At 37.3% G+C, this 24,956-nt stretch carries 18 protein-coding genes; 8 read left to right on the top strand and 10 right to left on the bottom strand.

What is annotated here, in order from left to right; translation table 11 throughout:
• Positions 1-152 precede the first annotated feature (152 nt).
• Complete coding sequence (gene tpiA / locus RIV7116_RS11990) at positions 153-878, bottom strand: triose-phosphate isomerase (protein WP_015118563.1); 726 nt, start codon at positions 876-878, stop codon at positions 153-155.
• A gap of 325 nt (positions 879-1,203) precedes the next feature.
• Between tpiA and RIV7116_RS11985 the strand changes: the two genes are divergently transcribed.
• Positions 1,204-2,664, top strand: coding sequence for a GTP-binding protein (locus RIV7116_RS11985; RefSeq protein ID WP_015118562.1), 1,461 nt, complete (start codon positions 1,204-1,206; stop codon positions 2,662-2,664).
• Positions 2,665-2,935: 271 nt separating this feature from the next.
• Here RIV7116_RS11985 and RIV7116_RS11980 read toward each other — a convergent pair whose 3' ends face one another.
• Positions 2,936-4,579 (bottom strand): mechanosensitive ion channel, encoded by a 1,644-nt coding sequence (locus RIV7116_RS11980; RefSeq protein ID WP_015118561.1) that lies wholly within the window; start codon positions 4,577-4,579, stop codon positions 2,936-2,938.
• A 347-nt stretch (positions 4,580-4,926) separates the two neighbouring features.
• Here RIV7116_RS11980 and RIV7116_RS11975 point away from each other — a divergent pair, with 347 nt between their 5' ends.
• Positions 4,927-5,373 carry an SRPBCC family protein gene (locus tag RIV7116_RS11975; protein ID WP_015118560.1) on the top strand — a complete coding sequence of 149 codons (447 nt, stop codon included), beginning with the start codon at positions 4,927-4,929 and terminating at the stop codon, positions 5,371-5,373.
• 149 nt (positions 5,374-5,522) lie between these two features.
• Here the strand turns inward: RIV7116_RS11975 and RIV7116_RS11970 are convergent, their stop codons facing one another.
• Positions 5,523-6,347: a SirB1 family protein gene (locus RIV7116_RS11970; RefSeq protein WP_015118559.1), complete on the bottom strand. Its 825-nt coding sequence runs from the start codon at positions 6,345-6,347 to the stop codon at positions 5,523-5,525.
• A 242-nt stretch (positions 6,348-6,589) separates the two neighbouring features.
• Between RIV7116_RS11970 and RIV7116_RS11965 the strand changes: the two genes are divergently transcribed.
• The 4 genes from RIV7116_RS11965 to RIV7116_RS11950 all read left to right on the top strand — a co-directional run bounded on the left by RIV7116_RS11965 (position 6,590) and on the right by RIV7116_RS11950 (position 12,030).
• Entirely contained in the window at positions 6,590-8,146 is a 1,557-nt protein-coding gene (locus RIV7116_RS11965; protein WP_015118558.1) for a HAMP domain-containing sensor histidine kinase, read from the top strand.
• A 106-nt stretch (positions 8,147-8,252) separates the two neighbouring features.
• Positions 8,253-8,921, top strand: a complete 669-nt coding sequence (locus tag RIV7116_RS11960; protein WP_015118557.1) for a response regulator transcription factor — start codon at positions 8,253-8,255, stop codon at positions 8,919-8,921.
• A 1,091-nt stretch (positions 8,922-10,012) separates the two neighbouring features.
• The gene (locus RIV7116_RS11955; protein ID WP_015118555.1) at positions 10,013-10,897 is read left to right on the top strand and encodes a polysaccharide deacetylase family protein; all 885 of its coding nucleotides are present in this window, start codon (positions 10,013-10,015) and stop codon (positions 10,895-10,897) included.
• Between the two features lie 764 nt (positions 10,898-11,661).
• Positions 11,662-12,030, top strand: coding sequence for a response regulator transcription factor (locus RIV7116_RS11950; RefSeq protein ID WP_015118554.1), 369 nt, complete (start codon positions 11,662-11,664; stop codon positions 12,028-12,030).
• 114 nt (positions 12,031-12,144) lie between these two features.
• Here RIV7116_RS11950 and RIV7116_RS11945 read toward each other — a convergent pair whose 3' ends face one another.
• The 4 genes from RIV7116_RS11945 to RIV7116_RS11930 form a co-directional block, all read right to left on the bottom strand.
• Positions 12,145-13,161 (bottom strand): NAD-dependent epimerase, encoded by a 1,017-nt coding sequence (locus RIV7116_RS11945; RefSeq protein ID WP_015118553.1) that lies wholly within the window; start codon positions 13,159-13,161, stop codon positions 12,145-12,147.
• 304 nt (positions 13,162-13,465) lie between these two features.
• A complete protein-coding gene (locus RIV7116_RS11940) occupies positions 13,466-14,620 on the bottom strand; it encodes a histidine phosphatase family protein (RefSeq protein ID WP_015118552.1) in 1,155 nt (384 codons plus the stop codon).
• Between the two features lie 91 nt (positions 14,621-14,711).
• Positions 14,712-16,589 (bottom strand): ABC transporter ATP-binding protein, encoded by a 1,878-nt coding sequence (locus tag RIV7116_RS11935; protein WP_015118551.1) that lies wholly within the window; start codon positions 16,587-16,589, stop codon positions 14,712-14,714.
• A gap of 180 nt (positions 16,590-16,769) precedes the next feature.
• Positions 16,770-18,011: a glycosyltransferase family protein gene (locus RIV7116_RS11930; protein ID WP_015118550.1), complete on the bottom strand. Its 1,242-nt coding sequence runs from the start codon at positions 18,009-18,011 to the stop codon at positions 16,770-16,772.
• Between the two features lie 1,571 nt (positions 18,012-19,582).
• On the opposite strand from RIV7116_RS11930, the gene atpD reads away from it, so the two are divergent.
• Positions 19,583-21,034 (top strand): F0F1 ATP synthase subunit beta, encoded by a 1,452-nt coding sequence (gene atpD, locus RIV7116_RS11920; RefSeq protein ID WP_015118548.1) that lies wholly within the window; start codon positions 19,583-19,585, stop codon positions 21,032-21,034.
• Positions 21,035-21,196: 162 nt separating this feature from the next.
• Positions 21,197-21,610 carry an ATP synthase F1 subunit epsilon gene (gene atpC, locus RIV7116_RS11915; RefSeq protein ID WP_015118547.1) on the top strand — a complete coding sequence of 138 codons (414 nt, stop codon included), beginning with the start codon at positions 21,197-21,199 and terminating at the stop codon, positions 21,608-21,610.
• Positions 21,611-21,851: 241 nt separating this feature from the next.
• On the opposite strand, the gene RIV7116_RS36425 is transcribed toward atpC, so the two are convergent.
• From RIV7116_RS36425 to RIV7116_RS11900, 3 genes are all read right to left on the bottom strand, one after another.
• The gene (locus RIV7116_RS36425; protein ID WP_015118546.1) at positions 21,852-22,832 is read right to left on the bottom strand and encodes a DUF6272 family protein; all 981 of its coding nucleotides are present in this window, start codon (positions 22,830-22,832) and stop codon (positions 21,852-21,854) included.
• Between the two features lie 87 nt (positions 22,833-22,919).
• Entirely contained in the window at positions 22,920-24,470 is a 1,551-nt protein-coding gene (locus tag RIV7116_RS11905) for a PP2C family protein-serine/threonine phosphatase (protein ID WP_015118545.1), read from the bottom strand.
• A gap of 139 nt (positions 24,471-24,609) precedes the next feature.
• Positions 24,610-24,951, bottom strand: a complete 342-nt coding sequence (locus tag RIV7116_RS11900) for a hypothetical protein (protein WP_015118544.1) — start codon at positions 24,949-24,951, stop codon at positions 24,610-24,612.
• Positions 24,952-24,956 lie beyond the last annotated feature (5 nt).

Below are 24,956 nucleotides of genomic sequence, written 5' to 3'. Positions count from 1 at the left end.
TACCCCAGTTGAAATTGAGCATCGTTACTATTTTTTACAGTTTGAAAAAATATAGGGAGATGGGGAGAGGGGAAAAAGGGGTAGAAGGGTTAGAAAAATCAGCTTTTTACCAATTACCCATTACCAATTCCCAATTCCCCATTCCCAACTTTTCACTTAAAATTGACAATTCGAGCGAAGCTTTCTGATTCCAAACTTGCTCCACCAACTAAAGCACCATCGATTTCGGGTTGAGCCATAATTTCATCAACATTCGATGGTTTTACAGAACCTCCATATTGAATAGTTACATTTTTATTAGTCAACAGACTGCGGATTAAACCAATAACACGATTTGCTTCGGTTACTTCACAAGTATCTCCGGTACCAATTGCCCAAATCGGCTCGTAAGCAATTACCAGATTATTCTGGTTAACATCTACTAAGTCTCGCTTGATTTGGTTGGTAATTATCGATTCGGTTTCTCCGGCATCTCTTTGTTGTTTCGTTTCTCCGACGCAAAGAATAGGTGTCATTCCGTATTTTTGAGCGGCTTTGAGGCGTTGATTTACGGTTTCATCCGTTTCACCAAAATATTGCCGTCGTTCGCTATGACCGATAATTACATAACGTACACCGATTTCCGAGAGCATTAAACCGGAGATTTCACCCGTATAAGCTCCTGTTTCTTCCCAATGAACATTTTGCGCCCCCAACATGACACGACTACCGTGCAAATTCTTTGACAAAACATTTAAATCTGTAAAAGGAACGCACAGTACCGCTTCTCTATCGTCGGAAGTCTCTTGTAGTAAGGGCATAAATCCTTGTAAAAATTCCTCGGATTCTGCCCTGGTTTTGAACATTTTCCAGTTGCCAGCAATAACAATTTTTCGCACAGGTTATTCAGTCAAGTCCATAATCGCTACTTAATGCAATTTTTAGTTTATGACTTTTTCGCAACCAATTGTAAGGTTAACGGGGAATTAAGGATTGGAAATTGGGGATTGGGGATTGGGCATTGGGGATTGGGAATTGGGCGTTGGGCATTGGTGATGTGGTGATGTATCTATTACCTGTAATCTCCTTATCTCGTTGTCTACTTTCCGCTATGCCCTATTTTCCATTGCTGCATCCAAAAATTATTAGGATGGAAGCAGGCGTAACAAAATTTATGATTTTAAGTCTAAAGTCTAAAATCTAATATCTAATATCTAAATAAATATGGCTTCTAAACTACCTTTACCCGAACCTAATAGCAGTAATTCTTATAGTACTGAAGAATTAGATAAGGCAATTTTTACTTTTGAAGAGATTCAAACGGAACTTCACTATAAGCAGGCACAAACAGCTTTACGGGAGATGGTAACGAATCTTGATTTGAGTGCATCGGAAACTCAAGGGCTGGAAATGGAAATTGCCGATTTGGAAACTATGCTTACTAAATTGGAAAGTATGGTTATTCAGATTGCTGCTTTTGGCATGGTGGGAAGGGGTAAGTCTTCTTTACTAAATGCAATGGTTGGGCAAGAAGTCTTTGAAACCGGACCTTTGCATGGTGTAACTCGCGATGCACAAACGGTTAATTGGACTATTAATGAAGAAACTATTGGCGAATCTGAACGTGGTGCCCTGCGAGCGACTTTAAGAAGCAGCAGCGGACAATCCCAGGTAGAGTTAATTGATACTCCTGGTTTGGATGAAGTTGATGGGGAAACTCGAACTGCATTAGCCGAGCAGATTGCACAACAAGCAGATTTGATTTTGTTTGTTATTTCTGGGGATATGACAAAACTTGAACATGAAGCTCTTTCTCAATTGCGAGAAGCTCGCAAGCCAATTTTATTAGTATTTAACAAGGTAGACCAATATCCTAAAGCTGACAGAATTGCAGTTTACGAAAAGATTCGCGATGAGCGTGTAAAAGAATTGCTTTCACCTTCAGAAATTGTTACTGCTGCTGCTTCACCTTTAGTAAGAACATTAGTTCATCGTCCTGACGGTAACAAGGGAGTGCAGTTACGCAAGGGCAAACCCCAAGTTGAAGAACTGAAACTGAAAATATTGGAGATTTTACAGCGCGAAGGTAAAGCTTTGGTAGCTCTTAATACTATGCTTTACGCTGACGACGTTAACGATCAATTGGTAAAGCGTAAGTTAGCACTGCGCGAAACCGCCGCCAATCAGTTAATTTGGAAATCCGTCATGACTAAGGCTTTAGCTGTTGCTCTTAACCCAGTCACTGTATTAGATATCCTCAGTGCTGCAACTATTGATGTTTTCTTAATTTTGGGCTTGTCTCGGCTGTACGGTATTCCGATGACGGAAGCCGGAGCGATAAAACTACTACAAAAAATCGCTCTTAGTATGGGCGGTATCAGTGCCAGCGAACTGCTAGCAAATTTAGGATTGGGTTCTTTAAAAACTTTACTTGGTATTTCTGCGCCAGCGACTGGTGGGATAAGCCTCGGTCCTTATGTATCGGTTGCGCTTACTCAGGCTGGTGTTGCTGGTGTTTCTTCTTATGGTATTGGACAAGTTACCAAAGCATACTTACAGGCAGGAGCTACTTGGGGACCGGATGGACCAAAAGCAGTTATAGGAAAAATTTTAGCTAATCTTGATGAGTCTTCGATTTTGAATCGCATCAAAAGCGAATTACAAATTAAGCTGAAAAAAGTTTGAATCGGTAATTGCGAATGGGGCATTGGGCATTGGGCATTGGGCATTGGGTATTGGGCATTGGGTATTGGGCATTGGGCATTGGGCATTGGGCATTGGGCATTGGGCATGGGGTATTTATAACTGCTCACTGCTCACTGCTCACTGTTCACTGTTAACCAGAGGTGGAGAGAAAAGGAAACGGTAAATAGGGAACAGTAAATTGTTTCCTGTTGATTTCATTCTCCACACTCCACACTTAATGCTTATATAGCTATTGCAATATAGCTATGTATTACTGTTTGGTTTTAAAAGAATTTAACCATTGTTGTACTTGAGTTTTAGCAATATCGCGAGAGCCTAGTCCGAAAGAAAGGGCAAGAGCGACTGCTAAAGCACCCAACAACAAACCAAAAGCTAAGTTAACGATATCCGGAGCAACGCCAATTTGCTGTAGTGCCATTGCCGAAACTAAAACGATAATCGCGATTCTAGCTACCTGACCTAAAACTCGAGCTTGAGCATTTCCGGAACTGGTGATGATGCTGAATGCTAAATTCGCTAAGAACAAACCAATAGCAAATACTACCAATCCAGATAAAATTCTTCCCAATATAATCGTGATACCTGTCACCAATGCTGTTAAAGCTGGGATATTCAGGATATTAATTGCCGCGATCGCAGCGAAAAGCATAATGCCGATAAAGGCAATAAAGCCGACGATTTCGGATGGAGTACGAGATGTTGGTGAAGGAACTTCTCCTTCTGGTGTAACAGTTGTTCTTCTAGCAGGTGTAGGTAAACCTAGAACAGAGAAAATATTGTTGAAACCAATACTGGTGAGGATATTGGTAACCAATTCTGAGATAAATCTTCCTAAGAAATAGGCAACAGCTAGAATTGCTCCAGCGGTGAATATTAAAGGAATTGCATTGAGAATCTGTTGCAGCATTGCAATTGCAGGTACCGAAATAGCCTGAATTTGCAAAGTATTGAGCGCTGCAATCGCAACAGGAATCAAGATTAGAACGTAAACAATCGTACCTAAAATCGAAGATAAAGATTGTCCGCTTGTAGAAGCTTGGGAAAGCCCAAATCTACTTCCTATATGGTCAACTCCAGTTGTAGCCAGCAGATTGGTTACAATTCGACGAACGATGTTAGCCACAAACCAGCCAACAGCGGCGATAATTACTGCTCCTAAAATATTGGGCAGAATTGCTAGAATTTCTGAGACTAAAGTGTTTACTGGTCCCAAAGCCTGTTGCAAGCCTAGAGTATCTAGAACTGGCATCAAGAACAGTAAGAAAATAAACCAGTAAAGCGCACTACCAATAGTCTGAGAAATCGAAAGCTGGTTGCTACTAGTAGCATCCTGTTGCGAGTTTAATCTTTCGTCTACGTTCAGAGCATTTAGTCCATTGACTACTAATGTCTTAACGAGAGTCGCTACTACCCAAGCTACTCCCAATAGGATCGCTGCTCCTAATAATTTAGGTAAGAATTCCCCAATTTGATTGAGAAAAGAATTCAGCGGTTGGGAAGCAACATTTAGATTTAAGGTATCTAAAACCGCAACTATGGTAATCAGCAAAATGACCCAAAAAACCAAGCCAGAGATGAATTTCTCTACTTCTATAGAGTCATTACCAGTTAATCCAGAAGCGATGCGGTTGTCGATATTGGTACGATTGAGTAGCCCTTGGACTATTGCCTTAGCTATATAAGCAATCAGCCAACCAATAACCAAAATCGCAACAGCACCTAATAAGGAGGGCAATATCTCTACTGCTTTCCCCAAAGCTGCTTGAGTAACATTCCCAGCTCCCTCTACTGCATCTTGAGCCAAGTTAGGCGACGATTGTGCCAAAATTGTCCCTATTCTTATTGACAGATCCGCACCCATCATTTGGGTTATATCTTGCCAAGTTGAAATCATGGTTTTCCAGTTTTAAAATTTAGTGTTATCGCGAAAAACACCTTAAATGTAATGGTGATTTATTGCCTGAAACAATACCACACCCTGACAACTTAATTAGTGTTTTGCAATTTAATTTACCAGTAAATCTCACAAATAATTAATATCAACGTTAATTTTTACTTTTTTTATTTTTATTTACTCTTTTTCCCACAAAACTAATTTAAATACTTGACAATTACTGAAAACAGTGTATATAAATATACTCAAAAATATATGCAACAAACAGTTTAGTATTGCTCCAAGGCTTACTAAGAACTGTTGGTTTTAAGTTAATCTAATTGCGTAGATAACATTAACAATTTGAAATGCCGACATTAGAAGTTTTTGAGCAATCAATTGAAATTAATGCTACATCCGCAGTAGTAGAACAATGTATCACAGAGCGTGTTTTAATGCATCGATGGTTAAATCCTGCTTTATGCTGCGAGCCGGTTGGAGATTGGAGTACAGATATAGGTAGCAAAAGCAAATTTATTATTCAAATACCAGTAATAAAACCGACATTGATTAGTACAGTTGTGGAAAGAGAACCAGGTCTGATAGTGTGGGGTTTTGACGGTTATTTTAAAGGAAGCGACCGTTGGGAATGTCAGCCAACAAATAATGGAACTCGTTTAGTGAATCGTTTTGAATTTCGCATTCCTAATCCTATAGTTTCTATGGGTTTTAAAATCTTTGCTGAAAAATTTACAAAGCAAGACATGGAAGCACAACTACGTCGTCTTAAGCATGTGGCAGAAACTCTTGGTTAGTCGAGAAATTGGGAGAGAGGGAGGGAGAGAGGGAGAGAGGGAGAGAGGGAGAGAGGGAGCGAGGGAGAGAGGGAGCGAGACGGGCACCCACTACATATTCTTAATACTTGCTACTCACTGTTTACTGTTCACTGTTCGCTGTTCGCTGTTCACTGATTTTTACCTAATTTTTCCAGCAAGCGCACGATGGTAGAAGCGTCTTGAGCGTCGGGCACCTGGAGTAAATAAGCTTGCAAGTCTTCTGCTGCTTGATTGAAGCGTCCGATTTGATAGGATAATAAACCGCGATCGCGCAATTCTAATGCTGCACTGGGAAATAATAATAAGATTCGTTCGACACACAATAAAGCTTTTTCTAGTTCCTGCTGATTGAGATAAATATATTTAAGATTAGTCAGCATTCTTGCCAAAAATTGCTTTTTAGTTACTGGAGCTAAAAATTCTGGCTGCAATGTTAAGTTTTGCTGATAAATCTGACTTAACCTTTCCTGACAATCTTGGGGGAACATGATTTCGCCATGATTAAAAGCATCAACGAAAATGCCTATTTCCGAAATATCTGGACGAATTAGAAAATGTCCCGGCATTCCTATACCTATCATGGGAAAATCAATACGACGAGCTATTTCGATGTAAAGTAATGCCAATGTAATTGGAATGCCGACTCTACGCTCTATTACATCATTTAAAAAACTATTTCTGGGATCGTAGTAATTCTGGATATTGCCCGTAAACTTTAAATCATCATACAAATATTGATTAATGCACTGAATAATTTTTAAGGGATATTTTTCTGATGGCAAACGTTCTTCTAATTCCATTGCCATTGCGTCTAGTGCATTTAAATATTCTTCAATATCTAATTCGGAATATTCTTCTTGAGCGATATATAAACCTGCCTTTCCTAAGTCAATATACTCGTCAGACTGTTGAATCTCCTGATGAAAAAAGTGTCGCGCTGACGATAAATTCATAAATCTTAATTTTAGTAAATTTATAATACCTTCTATCTGGTCTATAAAAATAGTTCATAGACTTCGATAAGAACTTCAGCAGTGGAGTGTCTGAAGCTGTTTTTCAAATAATAGAAAAATATCTTAATCCACACAAGTAGTACAAATTCTCTGCCTTGAGGATGGTGTTGCTGGCGATTTTTTTGTGGGACAGTGATACTACAACTATATTTAATGTCAAATCAGTATCAAAATGAGATAACGTGAGTGTAAATTCCGTAAAAAATCATTCTCAGCCTTCAGACACTCCAGCAAAAACCGCACAAACTGCTTTACATAAGTGGCGGGGATTGTTTTGGGCGACTAGAACCCGCATACTTGCGTGGTATGTACTGATTATTACTTTTATCTTTTTAGTGTCGATTCCGGCTTTTCGCGAGCTACTGTATGCCCGTGTCGATACAAGAGTTCGTAGAGAACTGATGGAAAAGATACAGACATTTAATCGATTGATTCAAAATGAAGCTGACAGCAAAGAATTTTCGCTAACTGAATCTGAAACAATACAAGATTCCGATTGGGTGAATGAATTGGATAATCGTTTTGTACGTCCATCTTCCAAGAAGGAATTGAAAGATTTTTTTAATGGATTTTTAACCAAGCAGCTTCCCGAAGACGATACTTTTTTAATTACTTTTGTAGATGGAAAGTTTTTTAAATCGAGTCCGAGGGCAAGACCAAAAGTATTTGATGAAGATTCACAAATAATGCGTCGCTGGTCAAAATTGGTTAAGCCAGAAAAAGGTGAGAAGGATTTTGATAGCGATACGGGTGGCATTATTTATCTTTCCCAACCCGTGAAAATAAAAGGGGAAACTTTAGGGGTACTTGTAGTTGCCCATACTATCAAGGGCGAACGTGATGAAGTAATTGAAGCGGTAGGGGTTGTTATTCAAGTAAGTAGCATTGTTATATGTATAGCCTTGCTACTGTCTTGGATCGCTTCTGGAAAAATATTAGCTCCTTTACGTTCTTTTAGCGTTACAGCTCGTTCCATTAGCGAATCCGATTTGAGCCAGCGCATTCCTGTACGCGGTAAAGACGAACTTGCAGAAGTTGCAAACACTTTCAATGAAATGATGGATAGATTGGAAGCAACTTTCACTACTCAGCGAAATTTTATCAATGATGCAGGGCACGAATTACGAACTCCTATTACTATTATTCGCGGACATTTGGAATTAATGGATCGAGACGATTCAGAAGAAGTGGAAGAAACTGCGAACTTGGTAATTGATGAATTAGATCGGATGAGCCGATTTGTTGAGGATTTGATTTTACTTACAAAAGCGGAACGTCCGGATTTTTTACAGTTAGCCACAGTAGATGTTGAAAATTTTACCCAAGAGTTATTTGTCAAAGCTCAAGCCTTAGCCGAACGTAACTGGTGTCTTGATAACAGTGCAAAAGGAATGGTTATTTTTGATCGCCAGCGGCTGACTCAAGCAGTGATGAATCTCGCTCAAAATGCTGCCCAACATACAACTAATACCGATACAATTACCATCGGCTCTTCTATAGATCGAGGTAAAATGAAATTTTGGGTCAGGGATATGGGGGAAGGAATTAAGGATACAGATAAAAGCAGAATCTTTGAACGTTTTGCTCGTGCTGCGAACAGTCGTCGCCGTTCCGAAGGCGCTGGTTTAGGCTTATCTATTGTTAAAGCGATTGCAGAAGCCCATCAAGGTGAAGTAACTCTTGAAAGTCGATTTGGAAAAGGTGCCAATTTTTGTATAATTTTACCAATAAATAGTTAATAATTAAAAAATATATTTTCCCTTGTCTGTCATTACCAATTACCAACCTTCGTAGTTTTTGTAAATGTTTAAGCAAAAATTATACAGCTTTTAACTAATATCAATTATGAGTCAAATTCTCATTGCTGAAGACGAATCTCGCATTGCTTCATTTATTGCGAAGGGTTTGCGTGCTAATGGTTTTGTCCCTACGATTGCATCGGATGCTCAAGAAACGCTCAATTTGGCAATTGGCAATAATTTCGATTTGCTGATTCTCGATTTAGGGCTTCCCGGTAAAGATGGTTTAGAGGTTTTGGAAGAAATACGGGGACAGGGAGAAGATTTAGCGATAATTATACTGACAGCCCGCGATGATATTAACGATAAAGTTGCAGGGCTTGAAGGTGGTGCTGATGATTACATGACTAAGCCATTCAGGTTTGAAGAATTACTGGCTCGCATAAGGCTGAGGTTGCGAAATAGTCAGGTATCCCAGGGTACAGAAGAGATGCTACTAAAAGCAGGAAGTGTAGTACTTGATTTGCGAACTCGGAAAGCGCAAGTAAATGGCGACAATATAGATTTACCAGCCCGCGAGTTTACTTTAGCAGAAACGCTTTTTCGCCATCCAGGGCAAGTTATGAGTAGAGAACAACTCTTAGATAGAGTTTGGGGGTACGATTATGACCCCGGTTCAAATATTGTAGATGTCTATGTTGGTTATCTACGAAAAAAATTAGGTCACGAATTGATTGAAACTGTCCGAGGTATGGGTTATCGCTTACGAAGATGATATTCTTTGGAAAAAGTTTTTTAATTATCATAAAATTTGTTAAATATTCATCGGTAAGTATTTTAAATAACTTGACTGTCAGCAAAATTTTATTAAGATTAATTCGGGAAGTATGAATAGTAGGTGCATAAATGAAATTATTTATTTTTTTTGTAGGTGAATTATAAACCTACTGCTATGACTAAATTTTATTATTAAAGCTTGACTAGTTTCCAATTCATATTTTGGAATGAGGGTATTTGCATATTCTGAGATGCTTGCTCCTCTATTTTGATATGCTCTAAGTGATGGGCAATAACGTTAATTGTAAGTTTTGCCTGCGAAGAAAATAAACCTAAAATTGCTCAATTGAGTATTGTCTTTCCCATCTGCTATAACGGTTTTCAGTTGAATTAATACATGCCCTTCTTAAAATCTTAGGAGAGGCAAGCGGTAGGCAAGAATGAGATTTCCCGCTTGGTATTGCACTTAATCGAAAATGGCTATAAAGGACGTGCTGCGAATAACTTAGGAAAGAAAATTAAATTTAATCAAGTGCTTTTTATATAATCTATTAGATTAACTAAAAGCAAATTAAATTCAATACAATTCAATCTAATTTAAATAAGAATCTGCGCGAACTAACTTGGGATAGCATGAAGCTACGAAAATAGTTAATTTGATGTAAAACTTAATTTTTTATCAGTAACTATCGCAGATTTTGTCAAAAGTTAGTAGGCGAAAGCTTATTCTAATTGATTCAGGACTTACGCAACTGGCACATTTATGCTGTAGGGTGCTGTGACACTTAATTTGATTTTTAACGTAATAATGAGGGCTTTAGTGTCACGCACCACCCGAGTTGTGTGACGCGCAGCCTTAGTCCAGTGATTTTTGTGGCGCAAATCTGAAATCAGCTTTTCTAGATACATAAATATAAAAGTCAATAAATGCAATTAACATAACTACAATCTTTTAATTGTAAAGGATTGAATGTTATTGCTGTTCAAAAGGGATGATGCCGTCACATTTAATTATCAATAAATACCTATCAATAATCGATGAACAAAGTCACCCAGAAAAAACCATTCTATTGTTGAGAGAAATATCAAGTGGAAAACAGTAAGTCTTTTATTTTGCCATATAAAATCTTTATCGCCTTACTTATTATTACTAGTACTTTGTGCTTGAGTTTAATATTGCCTGTAAATTTAAAACTGGCTCAACTTGTCGGCTTAGATAAACCTGAAGAAAAAATTATCAATGCCGCAACAAATAATCAGCAGTTAGTTGCACAATTCCAAAATGCAATGGAAGCCACTTTAAACGAGCAATTCAAAAGACAAAGTTTACTTTCTGCTGCACCTTCTAGCTTTAATAGCAAGGTTATTTATGAGATAAAGCCGATAAAAAATAAAAAAGTTATTGCTTTAACATTTGATGATGGTCCTTGGGAAAAGACTACTCAACAAACATTAGATATATTGAAAAAAAATAATGTTAAAGCAACATTTTTTGTAGTTGGTAAAGCACTGCAAAATAATCCTAGATTAGGTAAGCAAATTGTAGCTGATGGTCATGCGATCGCCAATCACACGTGGAATCATTGGTATCATTTTATGAACCCCCAGGTTGCTGCTTTTGAAATTGATAAAACTACGGAATTAATTTATAAAGTGACGGGAGTTAAAACAAATTTATTTCGTCCTCCTGGTGGACATTTAAGCAATGGCTTGGTTGCTCACGCTAAAAACAAAAAATATGCGACATTAATGTGGTCTGCTGATTCTCGCGATTTCCAAAAACCTGCACCCGCTACAATGGTCAATACGGTGTTAAAAAACGCACGTCCGGGTGGTATCGTATTGCTTCATGATGGTGGTGGCGATCGCACGAATACAGTCAAAGCTCTACCTCAAATAATTAATAAGTTAAGGCAGCAGGGTTACAGCTTCGTTACTATCCCCGAACTTCTGGAAATGCAAGAAAAAAAATAATTTTAAGTTGTCTTTATAGCTGGTTGTATTTAGCTAGGGATATTTGATGCAAAAATATTAATCCTTTGCTTTCAAATTTCCCTGAGTTTAAATTTTATCTCAAGTCAATTCATCTCAAGGTAATTGACAGGAAGTTTCTGTAGGAAGATAATCAAAGACCTTGTGATTATTTAAAGCGAAATAATATTGAAATTAGCTAAATATTGCCGTATTTTTACTTGAATATTTCAAACTACTAGTGTTATGCATATTGTGTTTTTATATCTGAAATAATTATATAAATGATTATGTTTTTTAATGAATACGACTTAAAACCCTCTGGAACAAATGAAAGCTTTCTCATAAAAATTTAATGAATTTTTCATTTATTTAGAGATAATATAGTATTGTTATGTATTTCATAAATAAGAATGGAAATGCTAATTTGCATTCAATTTTTGTTGAAAATATACTATTGGTTTAATTTTACATTGATTTAAGTGCGAATAGCAGCTATTTCAAACTTTTCTGACAGAATCTGACATCAGGTAATAAGGTTCCATCAAAGCTATAGGAATCCGTTTTGATTTCTGAATAACTCCTAGGGGCTAGGGAACAGAAAATGTACTGAGTATTTTTCAAAATTCAAATAGGATTGCTATATAGATAGATAAATAAATAATATTTTTTTTAAGTTCGTAATTATTAGTTTAAATCTTTGATTACTTATCCCAATTTTATGATTGAAGCTTACATATCCTATTTGTAGTTTAAAAAAAAGTTAAATGAACCAAATATTAATTGTTGAAGATGAAATTCGTCTGGCTGCCTTTTTGCAGAAAGGTTTGAGAAAAAAAGGTTATATAACTACTGTCGTTGAAGATGGGCAACAAGCAGTTGAAATGGCTTCTAGCAAGCAATTTAATTTGATGCTGCTAGATTTAGGTTTACCAGTGAAAGACGGTTTGACAGTTTTGCAAGAATTACGGAATCAAGGTAAAAAATTGCCAATTATTATTATGACTGCTCGCAGTGACGAACGAGAGAAAACGGAAGCTATTGCTTATGGTGCTGATGACTACCTTACAAAACCTTTCCCTTTTCAGGATTTACTTTCTCGTATAGAGGAATATTTGTGTTTAGTTACAGGCTAATAGCTGTTACAAGATGTTTGAAAAGTATATTTATTTGTTTTTGGATTATCCCCCAAACTAATTTTATTGGGGGACTTGTATAAATTTTCTCGTAATGACTGGTTGCAATCAAGTCTACAACATAATTTGAGAAAATTCTTGGTTTGAACAAGGATAAAAATCTTTGTACCATTGGACAAATTTTTCAATTCCCTGCTCAATAGTTGTAGTTGGTTTAAATCCTACATCCTGTATTAATTCGTCAACATCTGCATAAGTACGGGGAACATCTCCAGGCTGCATGGGTAAAAAATTCTTTTGGGCTTCTTTACCCAGTGCTTTTTCGATTACTTGAATAAATTCCAGTAACTCTACAGGTTTGTTGTTGCCGATATTATATATTTTGTAGCGAGCATTTTTATGGGCTTTGTCAACCTGTGCTTTTTGAGGTTTATGCATCACTCTGACAACGCCTTCAATCACATCATCAATATAAGTAAAATCTCGCTGCATCTTACCATAATTGAATATATTAATTGGCTCGTTTGCTTCAATTGCACGAACAAATTTGAAATAAGCCATATCAGGTCTGCCCCAAGGACCGTATACTGTAAAAAAGCGCAATCCAGTAATAGGTAAACTGTATAAATGGCTGTAAGAATGCGCCATTAATTCGTTTGCTTTTTTAGTTGCAGCATAGAGAGAAACCGGATTATCTACATTATCGGTGACAGAAAAAGGAATTTTGGTATTGGTACCGTAAACCGAGCTCGATGAAGCAAACACAAGATGTTTTGGTTGGCTGTGACGACAAGCTTCGAGGATATTCGCAAATCCAACTAAATTAGTATCAACGTAAGCAAAAGGATTTTCGAGAGAATAACGTACTCCTGCTTGAGCCGCAAGATTAATTACATAATCAAAATTTTGTTCTTTAAAAAGTTTTAGTATCTCTTCGCGATTGTTTAAGTCTAGTTGTTGAAAGTGAAAATTAGTATGTGGTATTAATTGAGCCAAACGAGCTTTTTTCAAATTAACATCATAATAATCATTGAGATTATCAATTCCATATACTTGTTCTCCATCAGCAAGTAGTCTTTGCGCCAAATGATATCCAATAAAACCAGCGACTCCAGTGATTAAAACGCTCATGATGATGATTTTCCAATTAGATGGCTTTTGAAATTGCTTTGAATCTTTCTTTGGAAGGGGCAACTTTAAGTTCTCTTTTTCATAGAGTTATGTCATTGCCTAATTCACTAATAAACTAATTATAAAATTATACTTTCTAGGCAAGCTCTAAGAGGATACTTGAAAAGTATTATGTTTTGCTTCTAACCTCGTTAGTCTAACCCTATACACCCGTTATCTACAACAGAGTGGGGTTTAAAAGCCTCTTTCTTTGCAGGAGAGAGGTTCTGAGTATGCTTCTTGACTGTTCAAGTTCGAGCATTCCCTAAGAAATACCCGTAATATTCATCGCTTGTAACACTGGTTTATTTTGCGATATTGGATAAAACAGAATACTGATTTCTCCTTGATTTAACTGCAGGCATTCTGGCGATTTTACCCCTATAACTTGAGCCAAGGTACTAGAAATTGTATTTTTATCTGCTACTACTAAACCAGTATTAAGGGAATGGTGATTCTGCGAACGTTTAGATATTGTTTGATGCCAAATATCAAGAAAATTATCTTGCGATACTTGTAAATTTACCGGAGGGCTTGGCTGTTTTTCGATAATTGATTCTGAAATTAACTGAGCATCTAGGTTATTGTTGCTAATACAAAAATCTAATTCTGTGCTTCTAAGAAATCGAGATATTTTTTCAAAATTACCTTTAACAGGTTTACCAAATACAGGTAATAGTAGTAACCTCAATCCGTATTTACCATTTTTCAACTTGGGTAATACCTCACCTAGATGCTGTGTTTGGTTAATAGCTTCGATTTTAACAAACTGTCCAGGCAGAGAATTTCCAAAATTTAGAATGTTAATACCGCTATTAGATTGTTGAATGCTGTGATACTTTTGAGGATGAATTCCCGTTGCAGTGCCTATCAAGGCGCGGATAGTCCCACCATGACTAACAACCAAAATTGTTTTACCTCGATGAAGCGGTAGTATTTCCTGCCAAAATTCTTCTGCTTTTTTATAAAGTTGTAAAACAGGCTTTGTTCTCGTTTTTATTAAAGTATGTCCGTTCGATTCAGTATTTTCAGTCGTAAATTCGTGGGGTTGTTCTTCCCATATTCGATATTCTTCGGCAAATTCTTCACGAACATATTTATACTGCAAACCTTGCCAGCCAGGTAAATAAACTTCTTTAAGATTTGAGTTTATGCTCAGTTTTGAATTTAAGTTTTCACTAAAATTATTTACCTTGAATATTTCCCAAGCAGTTTGTCGAGTTCGCTTTAACGGACTAGTATATATCGCATCAAATTTAATTTTGCTTAATGCTATTCCCGTTTGAAATGCTTGCTGTTTGCCTTTCTGTGTCAGTAGAGACTCATCGCAACAGCCTTGATAGCGTTTTTGTTCGTTATAAGTGCTTTGTCCGTGACGTACAAGTATTACACGAGTTTGGTCAAATTCTTGATTCATCATTAGCTTTGAATATTTTTAATGTTTTATTTATTGCGAGTTAATAGTTAGTTGAATATGTCCGAAAAAATTATGAGCTTATAGCTCCTAACTCCTAACTCCTAACCCCTAACCCCAAAAATTTGTTTTCTTTCCCCAAAGATGCCTGCAATATATACATTTGAGAATACCTTCCTTTTTTGAGCATTAACTCTTCATGGGTTCCCTTTTCTAGAATTTGTCCGTTTTCCATGTAGAGAATTAAATCTGCATTTTGAATAGCTTTGAGATTGTGAGAAACCGTAAAAGTTGTTTTGCCTCTAGTTAACCTATTCAAAGCTTGATTAACTAAATACTCGCTTTGCTGGTCTAAACCAGTAGTTGGCTCATCTAAAATTACTATAGGTGCATTACGTACTGCTGCCCGAGCAATGGAAATCCTTTGTCTTTGCCCACCCGAAAGCGTAGAACCTCTTTCTCCTACGATGGTATCGTAACCTTGGGGTAAATCCATGATAAAGTCATGGGCATTTGCTAAACGTGCTGCTCGTTCAATCTGTTTATTAGTAGCGGCTAGATTACCGTAAGCAATATTGTCTCTAATACTTGCGGCAAATAAAATGCTATCTTGCAAAACTACGCTAATTTGGCGGCGATAAGATTGTAATTTATATTCTCTTAAGTCGTGACAATCTACGAATATTCCCCCAGATATAGGGTCGTAAAGACGTAGCAATAAACTTGTTAAAGTTGACTTTCCCCCACCAGAAGAACCTACCAAAGCTACTTGTTGTCCTGATGCGACCTTGAAACTGATATTTTTCAGAATAGTCTTTTCCAAATCGTAGCCAAAACTCACATTGTCGAATTCGATACAGCCTTTTATGGGTGGTGCGTCAAATGCAAAACGGCGATCGCTAATATCTGGAACAGTATCCAAAATATCTAATATACGTTCCCCCGAAGCAGTGGCTTTACTAATTTGTCCCACATATTTTGCCAAAACTCGCATTGGTTTAAATGCGATGCGGAAATAGTTGACGAATATTAATAAATCTCCGGGAGTGATATGATTTCCTAAAACTAAATGTACTCCCCGCCACAGCACTAAAGCGGTAGCTAATCCGATTAAAAGTTCGACTATTCTTTCTAAACCAGCCGAGAGCTTTTTTACTTTGACGCTAGCCTGTAAACTTTGACGGTTTTCGTTGGCAAAAGATGCTTCCAACATATCTTGTAGAGAAAGCGCCTGCACAACTTTGATTGCACCCAAAGATTCCGCAGCAGCAGCAGCAATGGTTCCTTCTCGTTTGCGTTGGGATTTGACTACCCCTCGAATACTTTTGGTAAGACGGTAAGTAGAAAATATAAACAGGGGGAATAAAGCAAGGGCAATTGTGGCTAATTCCCAATGCAGCCAAAACATGACAAAAATCATGCCAAGGATTGTCAGAGAGTTGGCAATCAAAGGTAATAACGCCATGACAGTAACTTCTCGGATTTTATCGATATCGGAAGTTACCCGAGCGATTAAGTCACCGGTTTTAGCCTTATAGTGAAAAGAAAGTGAAAGTCTTTGGATATGGCTGTAAAGCTCGGTGCGAACTTCAGTTAAAACATTACTAGCAGCAAGAGCCATGTAGTATACGCCCAAGTAAGCAGCACAAGCTCGTAAACCAACAATTGCGATTAAACTTAAGCAGAAAATAGTTACCAAAGTAACGGGAGTAAATTCTGAGAGCAAAGGTAGTTGCGAAATTTTGGTTTTAAAATCTTCAACCAGAATATAATCAAAAATTAATTTTAAAGGCCAAGGTTCTAATAAATGTAAACCAATTTCAGCCATCAGTCCCAAAAAAGAGATAATTAGCAAACTTCGTTGCTTCTGAATTTGAGGAGAAAATCGCCGTAAAATCTGATTGATTCCAGGTAAAGCAGCTTTGATATTCTGTGTTGTTTTAGGTTTAGTTTTTTTAGAATCTTGGCAAGCCATATTTTACCTATATACCTTGTTTCTTTTTCAGATTGACATGGCATTTATTCTAGAGTGCCCGTCATGCTGCGTTAGTAAAGCTCGGTGACAGCCTTAGCTTTTAATAGTGATATTTTGGAACTTTTTTGGAACATCAGGATATGAAATATATAATAATTATCGCTACAAAATTATTATTGTTCAGCTAACTAATAATTCTTGAGATGGATTGGACTGAGGATAAACAAATTCTGCCTGTGTTGGGGTCATTTTATCGGCTAACAAATTTCTGATATGGTGAGTAATTCTAGGTAAACCTTCTAAGTCAATATTTTTTGGAACTTGCGGATTTTCTAATATCTGAAACAACTGTGTCATCAAAGCTTGAGGTGTATTTTCTTGGGGATGTATGCTTCTTAATAAACCTAAATCATGCATTCTCTGCGAGCGTATTAATTGCTCTTGTGAAGGTTGAATTCTAGGCACAATAATTGCAGGCTTAGCTGCACTCATAATTTCACAAACTGTGTTGTAACCTCCCATGGATACTACAGCATTGGCAATTGATAAATAACTCATCAAATCATTAGTAAATTCTCTCATTTCAACGTTAGGATATTTTACTGCCATTGCACAAAGTTCTTGCTTCTGTTTTTGAGGCATTTCTGGGCCACAAAAAACTAAACTTTTGATGCGGTATTGGCTATTTTTTAATAGTTCTTGTCCTTGAAGATATGTATTAATTAATTCATAACCATCTTCTCCACCGCCGGGAGTCACAACTACTAATTTGTCTAAAGGCTCTAACTGTAATTCTTCTCGAATATTTTGATTTATTTTACAGTCTTGAGGACGACCTATATAACCACAAAAGTGTGTTTTATCAGTAACGCTATGTGGTAATTTATATTCCTTACAAAAGTCAAAAACTTGTTGCGAACCAACTATTAATAGAAGCTGATAAAATTTATCTATCACTTCGGTATATCTGCTTTTCTGCCATTCAGGAATAGTTTTTTCTGGTGAATTTAAAATTTCTCTCAGCAGTAAAACTAGTTTAGTTTCTGGTAAATTTTGATGTATGTAATTAACCGCTGTGGTTAGTTCGTTTTCAATACCTAATGGCTTTTTATCGACTAAAAATAAATCTGGTTGGAAATTAACTGCTGCTGATAGAATAAGTTCAGACCGCATCTTTAAAGTTTTATCTATATCTATTCCCAGATATTTAACTGCGAATTCACCGGTATTGCCTCGATTTAAACAAGGTAGCTTAATATAATCCAAACCTCTGGGCAAACGAAATCCTTGCAGCATTGGAGAACCAGACAAAAGCAAAATTGATAGTTGGGGAATTTCTGTAAGTAAATGTTCGCAAATTGCTAGCATTCTTCTAATATTACCCAACCCAAATGCATCGTGAGAATATACCATTATCTTCATAAATCTTACCCCTCATTTTCCTATAGCTTTGGGACTTAACTTCTTGTATTCAAACATCAATAAATCAAGAAGTTTTTTATGAAATATCTTATAATTTTCGGCGAATAAAATAGATAATTATTTTTGTCTTTATGGGTAAATTTTTATTCTTGCTGATGAATTATCTATGAAAGTTTGATGAGAATTTTCTCATTAATTTCATATTCTCTTAATTTTTGTCAATAAATAGGCTTTTTCAGCAGAATATCAGTCAACATATTTTTGTATATATGTAAGATTACTCATCAAACTTAAGTCGATGCCGCTGTTGGATATAGCGCGTTTAATTTGGGTGCAATACAGTTTGAGAAACCTCACCACGCCACTTGCTACAAGTCGGCGGCAGTCCCCTCAACGGAGGGAACCTCCGCACAGGGCTGCCTTGGGAACCCGCCCAACGCAGTGGCTCCCCTTCCTCTCTCCTGGTTAAGGAGAAGGGTGTATTATATTCAACTAAAAACTTCTATATTCGATTGTAATAAAACCTGCTAATTAGCTAAAAGAAAAGTTAGCCCAGACACCAAAAATAATCTTTGAGTAAAAAAAAATGAGCGCTGCAATTTTGCGGAATCTTATCTCTAGAACGTGATTTAAATAAGTAGTGAAATGGCACAGCATACGCTCTCTTTGAGATATAGCAAAGGGGGCTATTTTCTTTTTATAATTTTATATCTATATATAAAGGACTTACGCAAGTAGAAAATGTCATTACGACCGAAACGTTAGCGAAGTAATGACAGAATTGCCTTACCTTTAAGTCCTAATAGAATAATTGCTTGACCTGCATAAAAAAATAGGCGTTGCTGAATTGAAGTATGAATTTATGTTTCTGGTTTTAGTAAAGCCCCCTAAATCACCCAAAATTGGGGGACTTTAAATTATCTTTCTCCCCCAGAGTTGGGGGTTGGGGGGCAAAATCATACTTGTAATCAGCAACGCCAAAAAAGAGATTAAATAAATGATTTTCTTCCCCAGAATTGGGGTTTGGGGGGCAAATCATACTTTTAATCAGCAACGCCGAAAATAAGTAAATTAGAAAAGAATATGTCTGCAATAACTCCATTACATTTATTCTTAATTTGATTGTATTTTTTTGTATGGTTGACTTTTTTCAAAAAGACCAAGTCTAATTCATTACTTACTCTATAACCATTACCCGTTACCAAGCCTCAGATAAAATGCTAAGGCAAAAATTGGGATGCTCCTATCTTCTAAATCATAAAGCGAACGGTGGTAGTTAGCAGTAAACAACTGGGAATTTAAAATAAGCAAAAATTAAGCTGTAAATTTTTAGTTATTGTTACACCGTATTCCTATAAACCTTCCATTCGCGACTATGCCAGTTTTAGAATGCCTCCTCATTCCCCTTCTTGCCATTCTGGCACCATATTCTCTCGTTTCAGTTCCGATTGTTGGTCAAATTAAGCCCAAAAATCGTGTCGTTCGGTGCTAATCTTGAAGATGACATCGCTTAATTTTAAAGTCTCTACGACTCTAATAGTGAAAATATAGCTTCGTAATTTAGGCTCAGCATGGTTTCCACCGCAGAAAAAACAAACACTGGTTACATTACTCAAATTATTGGTCCGGTTGTAGACGTAAAATTTCCTAACGGAAAAATGCCCGCAATCTACAACGCTTTAATCGTTAAAGGCACCAACGAAGCAGGACAAGAAATGTCCGTTACTTGCGAAGTACAGCAGCTGCTGGGCGACAACCAGGTGCGGGCTGTTTCCATGACTTCCACCGATGGCTTGGTGAGAGGAATGGAAGCTAGCGACACTGGCGCTCCTATCAGCGTACCTGTAGGAAAAGCGACTTTAGGTAGAATTTTCAACGTCCTCGGCGAACCTGTTGACAATCAAGGTCCCGTTGGAACCGATGAAACATCTCCGATTCACCGTGAAGCTCCAAAACTCACCGACTTAGAAACCAAGCCTTCCGTGTTTGAAACCGGAATCAAGGTTGTGGATTTGTTAACTCCTTACAGACGTGGCGGTAAAATCGGTCTGTTCGGCGGTGCCGGAGTGGGCAAAACCGTTATTATGATGGAGTTAATCAACAATATCGCAACCCAACACGGTGGTGTGTCGGTATTTGGTGGAGTAGGGGAACGTACCCGCGAAGGTAATGACCTCTACAACGAAATGATTGAATCCAAAGTTATCAACCCCGATAACTTGAATGACTCAAAAATTGCTCTAGTATACGGTCAAATGAACGAACCACCCGGTGCAAGAATGCGGGTTGGTTTATCAGCTTTGACAATGGCAGAATATTTCCGCGATGTTAACAAACAAGACGTACTGCTATTTATTGACAACATCTTCCGCTTTGTACAAGCAGGTTCCGAGGTATCGGCACTATTAGGAAGAATGCCTTCGGCTGTGGGATATCAGCCTACATTGGGTACTGACGTAGGAGCATTGCAAGAGCGAATCACCTCCACAAACGAAGGTTCTATTACCTCTATTCAAGCAGTATACGTACCTGCGGATGACTTAACAGACCCCGCACCAGCAACTACCTTTGCTCACTTGGATGGAACCACAGTACTGTCTCGTGGTTTGGCAGCAAAAGGTATTTACCCTGCTGTGGATCCATTAGGTTCTACTTCCACCATGTTGCAACCCAACATTGTTGGTGAAGACCATTACCAAACAGCTCGTTCGGTTCAGTCTACACTGCAACGTTATAAGGAACTTCAAGACATCATCGCCATTCTTGGTTTGGATGAATTATCCGAAGATGACCGTCTCATAGTAGCTCGCGCTCGTAAAGTAGAGCGTTTCTTATCACAACCATTCTTCGTTGCAGAAGTATTCACCGGCGCACCTGGTAAATACGTGAAGCTTGAAGATACCATCAAAGGCTTCCAAGCGATTCTTTCTGGTGAATTTGATGAACTGCCAGAGCAAGCTTTCTATATGGTTGGCAGCATCGATGAAGCCAAAGCAAAAGCAGAAAAAATGAAATCGAAGTAAAGGCTTAGTGGTTAGTGGTTAGTGGTTAGCGGTTAGTAGTTAATAGTACTTTGGTTGGTGGAAAGAATCTAGGAATTACGCAACCAGCAACTAACAACTAACAACTATCAACTATCAACTAACAACTAACAACTAACAACCATCTACTAAAAACTAGTAATTATGACATTAACCGTTCGTGTAATCTCCCCAGATAAAACAGTCTGGGATTCAAAGGCTGAAGAAGTCATTTTACCAAGCACTACAGGGCAACTTGGTATTCTTAGCGGACACGCACCAATGTTGAGCGCCCTAGATACAGGTGTAATGCGAGTCCGTGCAGATAACAATCAAAATTGGGTTGCGATCGCGCTTTCAGGTGGCTTCGCCGAAGTTGAAGAAGATGAAGTTACCATTTTAGTCAACGCTGCCGAGCAAGGTAATTCAATTGACCTTGAAGAAGCACGTACTGCTTTTAACGAAGCCCAAACTCGTTTAAACCAGATAGCGCAAGGAGACAGACAAGGTCAAATCCAAGCAACTCAATCCTATAAACGCGCCCGCGCTCGCTTTCAAGCTGCTGGCGGTATGGCATAAATATCTGGTTACTGGCAATTCAATGAAAAAAACTCCTCCTTGCAGATATCAAGGAGGAGTTTTAATATTATCAAAAGTAGGAAAAAGAGAGAGGGAGAAGGGAAAGAATGGGGAGAATAAATTATTTATAATTCTTGAGTGCCCCATGCCCAATGCCTAATGCCCAATTACCCTTCGGGTTCAACACTTGCTACAACGGTGCGTGTTCCTCCGCAACGCAGTGTTTCAGCAATTAGCAATTTTATCTAAATTCATATTGCAACTTCGGCATCAATCGTTGGAAATTTTTTAATAATCTTGTTTGCCAATTTCTAGAGCTAGAACCGATAATATTGATTTGAACTGTCTTTTTCTTGCGCGTAGTAATAATAAATTTTGACAGCATGTCGATTCCAGAACTATTAATCAGTTCTAGATTTTGTAAATCAAGGGTGATTACATCTTGATTGATTTCTATAACCTTATCGAATAAATCAAAAACAATACTATACTCTTGTAATCCCCTCATCCTTACTCTGCCAGAAAAATCAACAACTCTACTATTATTGTTGTAAACAATATGAAAATTTTCTCCCTTAACTTCTAATGGTTCAATATTAGTATCAGCTATAGTTTCTGGTTTTGCTTGTTCAGTTTGTTGTACCATCAGACGCACTAAAGTAGTTACACTCATTAATAACGGACTTTGTTCCAAAGTTTGGAACTTCCAGCCTAATTTGGCGGAATAATCATTAATTATGCTTAAAAAACCTAATCCCGAACTAGTATTATCTTCTAAATCAGCTTCCGCAGTTTTTTCTAATTGACGAATATAAAATTCATCTGGATCTGAACTATTTAATTCTTCGATAAATTCTTTTAACTTGTCAGCGCTGGCAGGAATAACGGTGTTTTCGAGAAAAAATCTGATTTCATTAGAAGCTAGTTCAATATGAAAAGTAACGGGATGATTTGTTTGTTCATTGCAATATTTCATACCGTTTTCTAGTAACTCATTGGCAATATAGCTAGCCGAACTTTTAATATCAGCTAAATAGTTTTCATTGCCCGATTCATTATCATCACTATTTAATACAGTTGTTAAATACTCAGCAATATAATCAGCTGATAAACCGTTATTACGCCAACGTTCCTCAATCGGTACTGAAGATGGAGAAAATCCTAAAGTTAAGTTTTCTTTTTTTCGCGTTGATTCAACGAAGTCACCAAATACTTGCACCACCTTTGTATTTTCCTCTCTTATAAATTGTTGCCGATATTATCTTTTCAACAAATCCGAACAAAATTTTTATCGCCTCGGTGATTTTTTTTAAATACCAACCGTTGCCAAACTCTGAGACTGCAAGCTATTTAAACTAGTACCCGTATCCTTCTGCTTCAATACCAACAGCGTAATATCGTCAAATACTTGTTGTAAGCCAATATGCGATCGCACATCTTCAATTACAGCATCTTTAATTTCGGAAGCGCTCAAGTGTCGGTTTTGCTTGATGACTTCACAAAGCTTTTCGATTCCGTAGAGATTTTTATGAATATCTTCAGCTTCGGTGATTCCGTCGGTAAACAATACGGCAACATCACCAACATCTAATTTTATTTTCTGCTCGTCAACAAAATCAGCAATTTCATCATCTAAACCAATAGGGAAACCTAAATCAGTAGTATCGAGCAGTTCAACTTCGCCGTTACTACGTGCTAATATCACCTCTTCGTGCTGTCCGCTTAATTTTAATTCCCCATCACTGTAGTCAATAAGAGACAAAGTTAGATTCTTACCGGAATCCATACGTTGAATATTTTTGTAGATGGTGCGGTTTAAAATATCCATAAACCTCACCGGATTGGTTTCCTCAACTTCTTGGAGAGTGCGGACAGCAGTTTGCACCATCAACATCAGCATTCCACTTTCCAAACCATGCCCGGTTACATCACCAATACCAATTTTGACATTTCCATCAAGGTTGAGAACATCGTAATAATCGCCGCCTACTTCATCCGCAGGTTCCATATATCCAGCGATATCTAATCCCTCAACAGACTCCAACTCCGAAGATTTGGGTAAAATCATTTGCTGCAAGCGCCTTGTAGCATCTAATTCAGATTTCAACCGAATATTATCGGCTTGCAAGCGTTCGTTAAGTTGAAGAATTTGTGCATTCGCTGTTTCGATCTCTTGATCGGCTATTTGCATTCGCTTGAAGCTGCGGGATAGCAAGATAAAAAAGTTTCCTAAAGCTAAAGTCATTCCTATCAGCTGAATAAGCTGCAAATACCCAGTTTTTGTTTGAGCAACTTGTTCACTTTCGATAGTTAGCTGATTCATCAGACTCAAAAGCTTGAGGTTATTTTCTCTGGCATATTCAACAGCAGCTTCTAAATCTTTGAATTGAATTGATTCATCTGCTTTGAGAATCGGCTGTAGCTTTTCTTTATAAGGTGTCCATATTGCTAAAGCTTGATCAAGAATTGCTCTTTTTTTCTCAGTATCTACTACTGGCAAATATACAGGTTCGCCATCGGCACCTTGAACGCTTTTTCCTCGTCCGAATCCGTCTAGAGCATCATCAAACAATTCATAAGCTTTCTTTAATTCTTCCCGAGATTCTTTAAAAGAAGAACCAGCTTCCTGTTGATTTTTGACTTCCAATAGCGATTTTGTCATTTTTTGGGAAAGCATTCTTTGCCTTCCTGCCAAATTAATACTAACTGCGTCTTTTTTTAACAATGTTGAAAAAACATAGTTAGGAATCAAAACCCCTAAGTCAAAGCACAAAAATAATCCGGCTGAAATCAGAAGCGGACGATATTTTTTGTCACTAAATATAGTTTGGAAAAAATTCTTTTTATTTGCGTCTTTCATTTTTTAAATATCTTGCTATTAAATGAGATTTTGTTTTTAATCGTAGCAATTTTACGTTAATAAAAAATAATAGCAATCGGATGATATTTCCATTTTTTTATAGTTAACATAAAATTACTATATGATAAATCACTTTTTTCTAACTAGCTGTAAAGCGTTTATCGATGATTAAAAATACTTGTGCTATTTCCCCAATCTCGTCGTTTCTGGCAGCTATCCTTTCCAAAACTTCTGAATCAGATGAGTCACCATCTAATCTGTTTTGTGTGACTGCGACTAATTGCTTAACTTGCTCAATATAAAGCAATAATTCCTGATTCTTTTTAAAATATAGATTATTCAATTCGCTAGAATGTTCTGCAATTGACTCTATCATTATTTCTAAATCAGCTTTTTGTTGCTTGACTTCTTCTAACTCGTATTTGAGACTTTTTATTTTTAATAAAAGCTCATCTGTAGATAAGTTTTCTGGAGATACCACTTTTT

This window comes from Rivularia sp. PCC 7116 (genome assembly GCF_000316665.1).
Classification (GTDB): Bacteria; Cyanobacteriota; Cyanobacteriia; order Cyanobacteriales; family Nostocaceae; genus Rivularia.
This window is presented reverse-complemented; position numbering and strand designations above follow the sequence as displayed.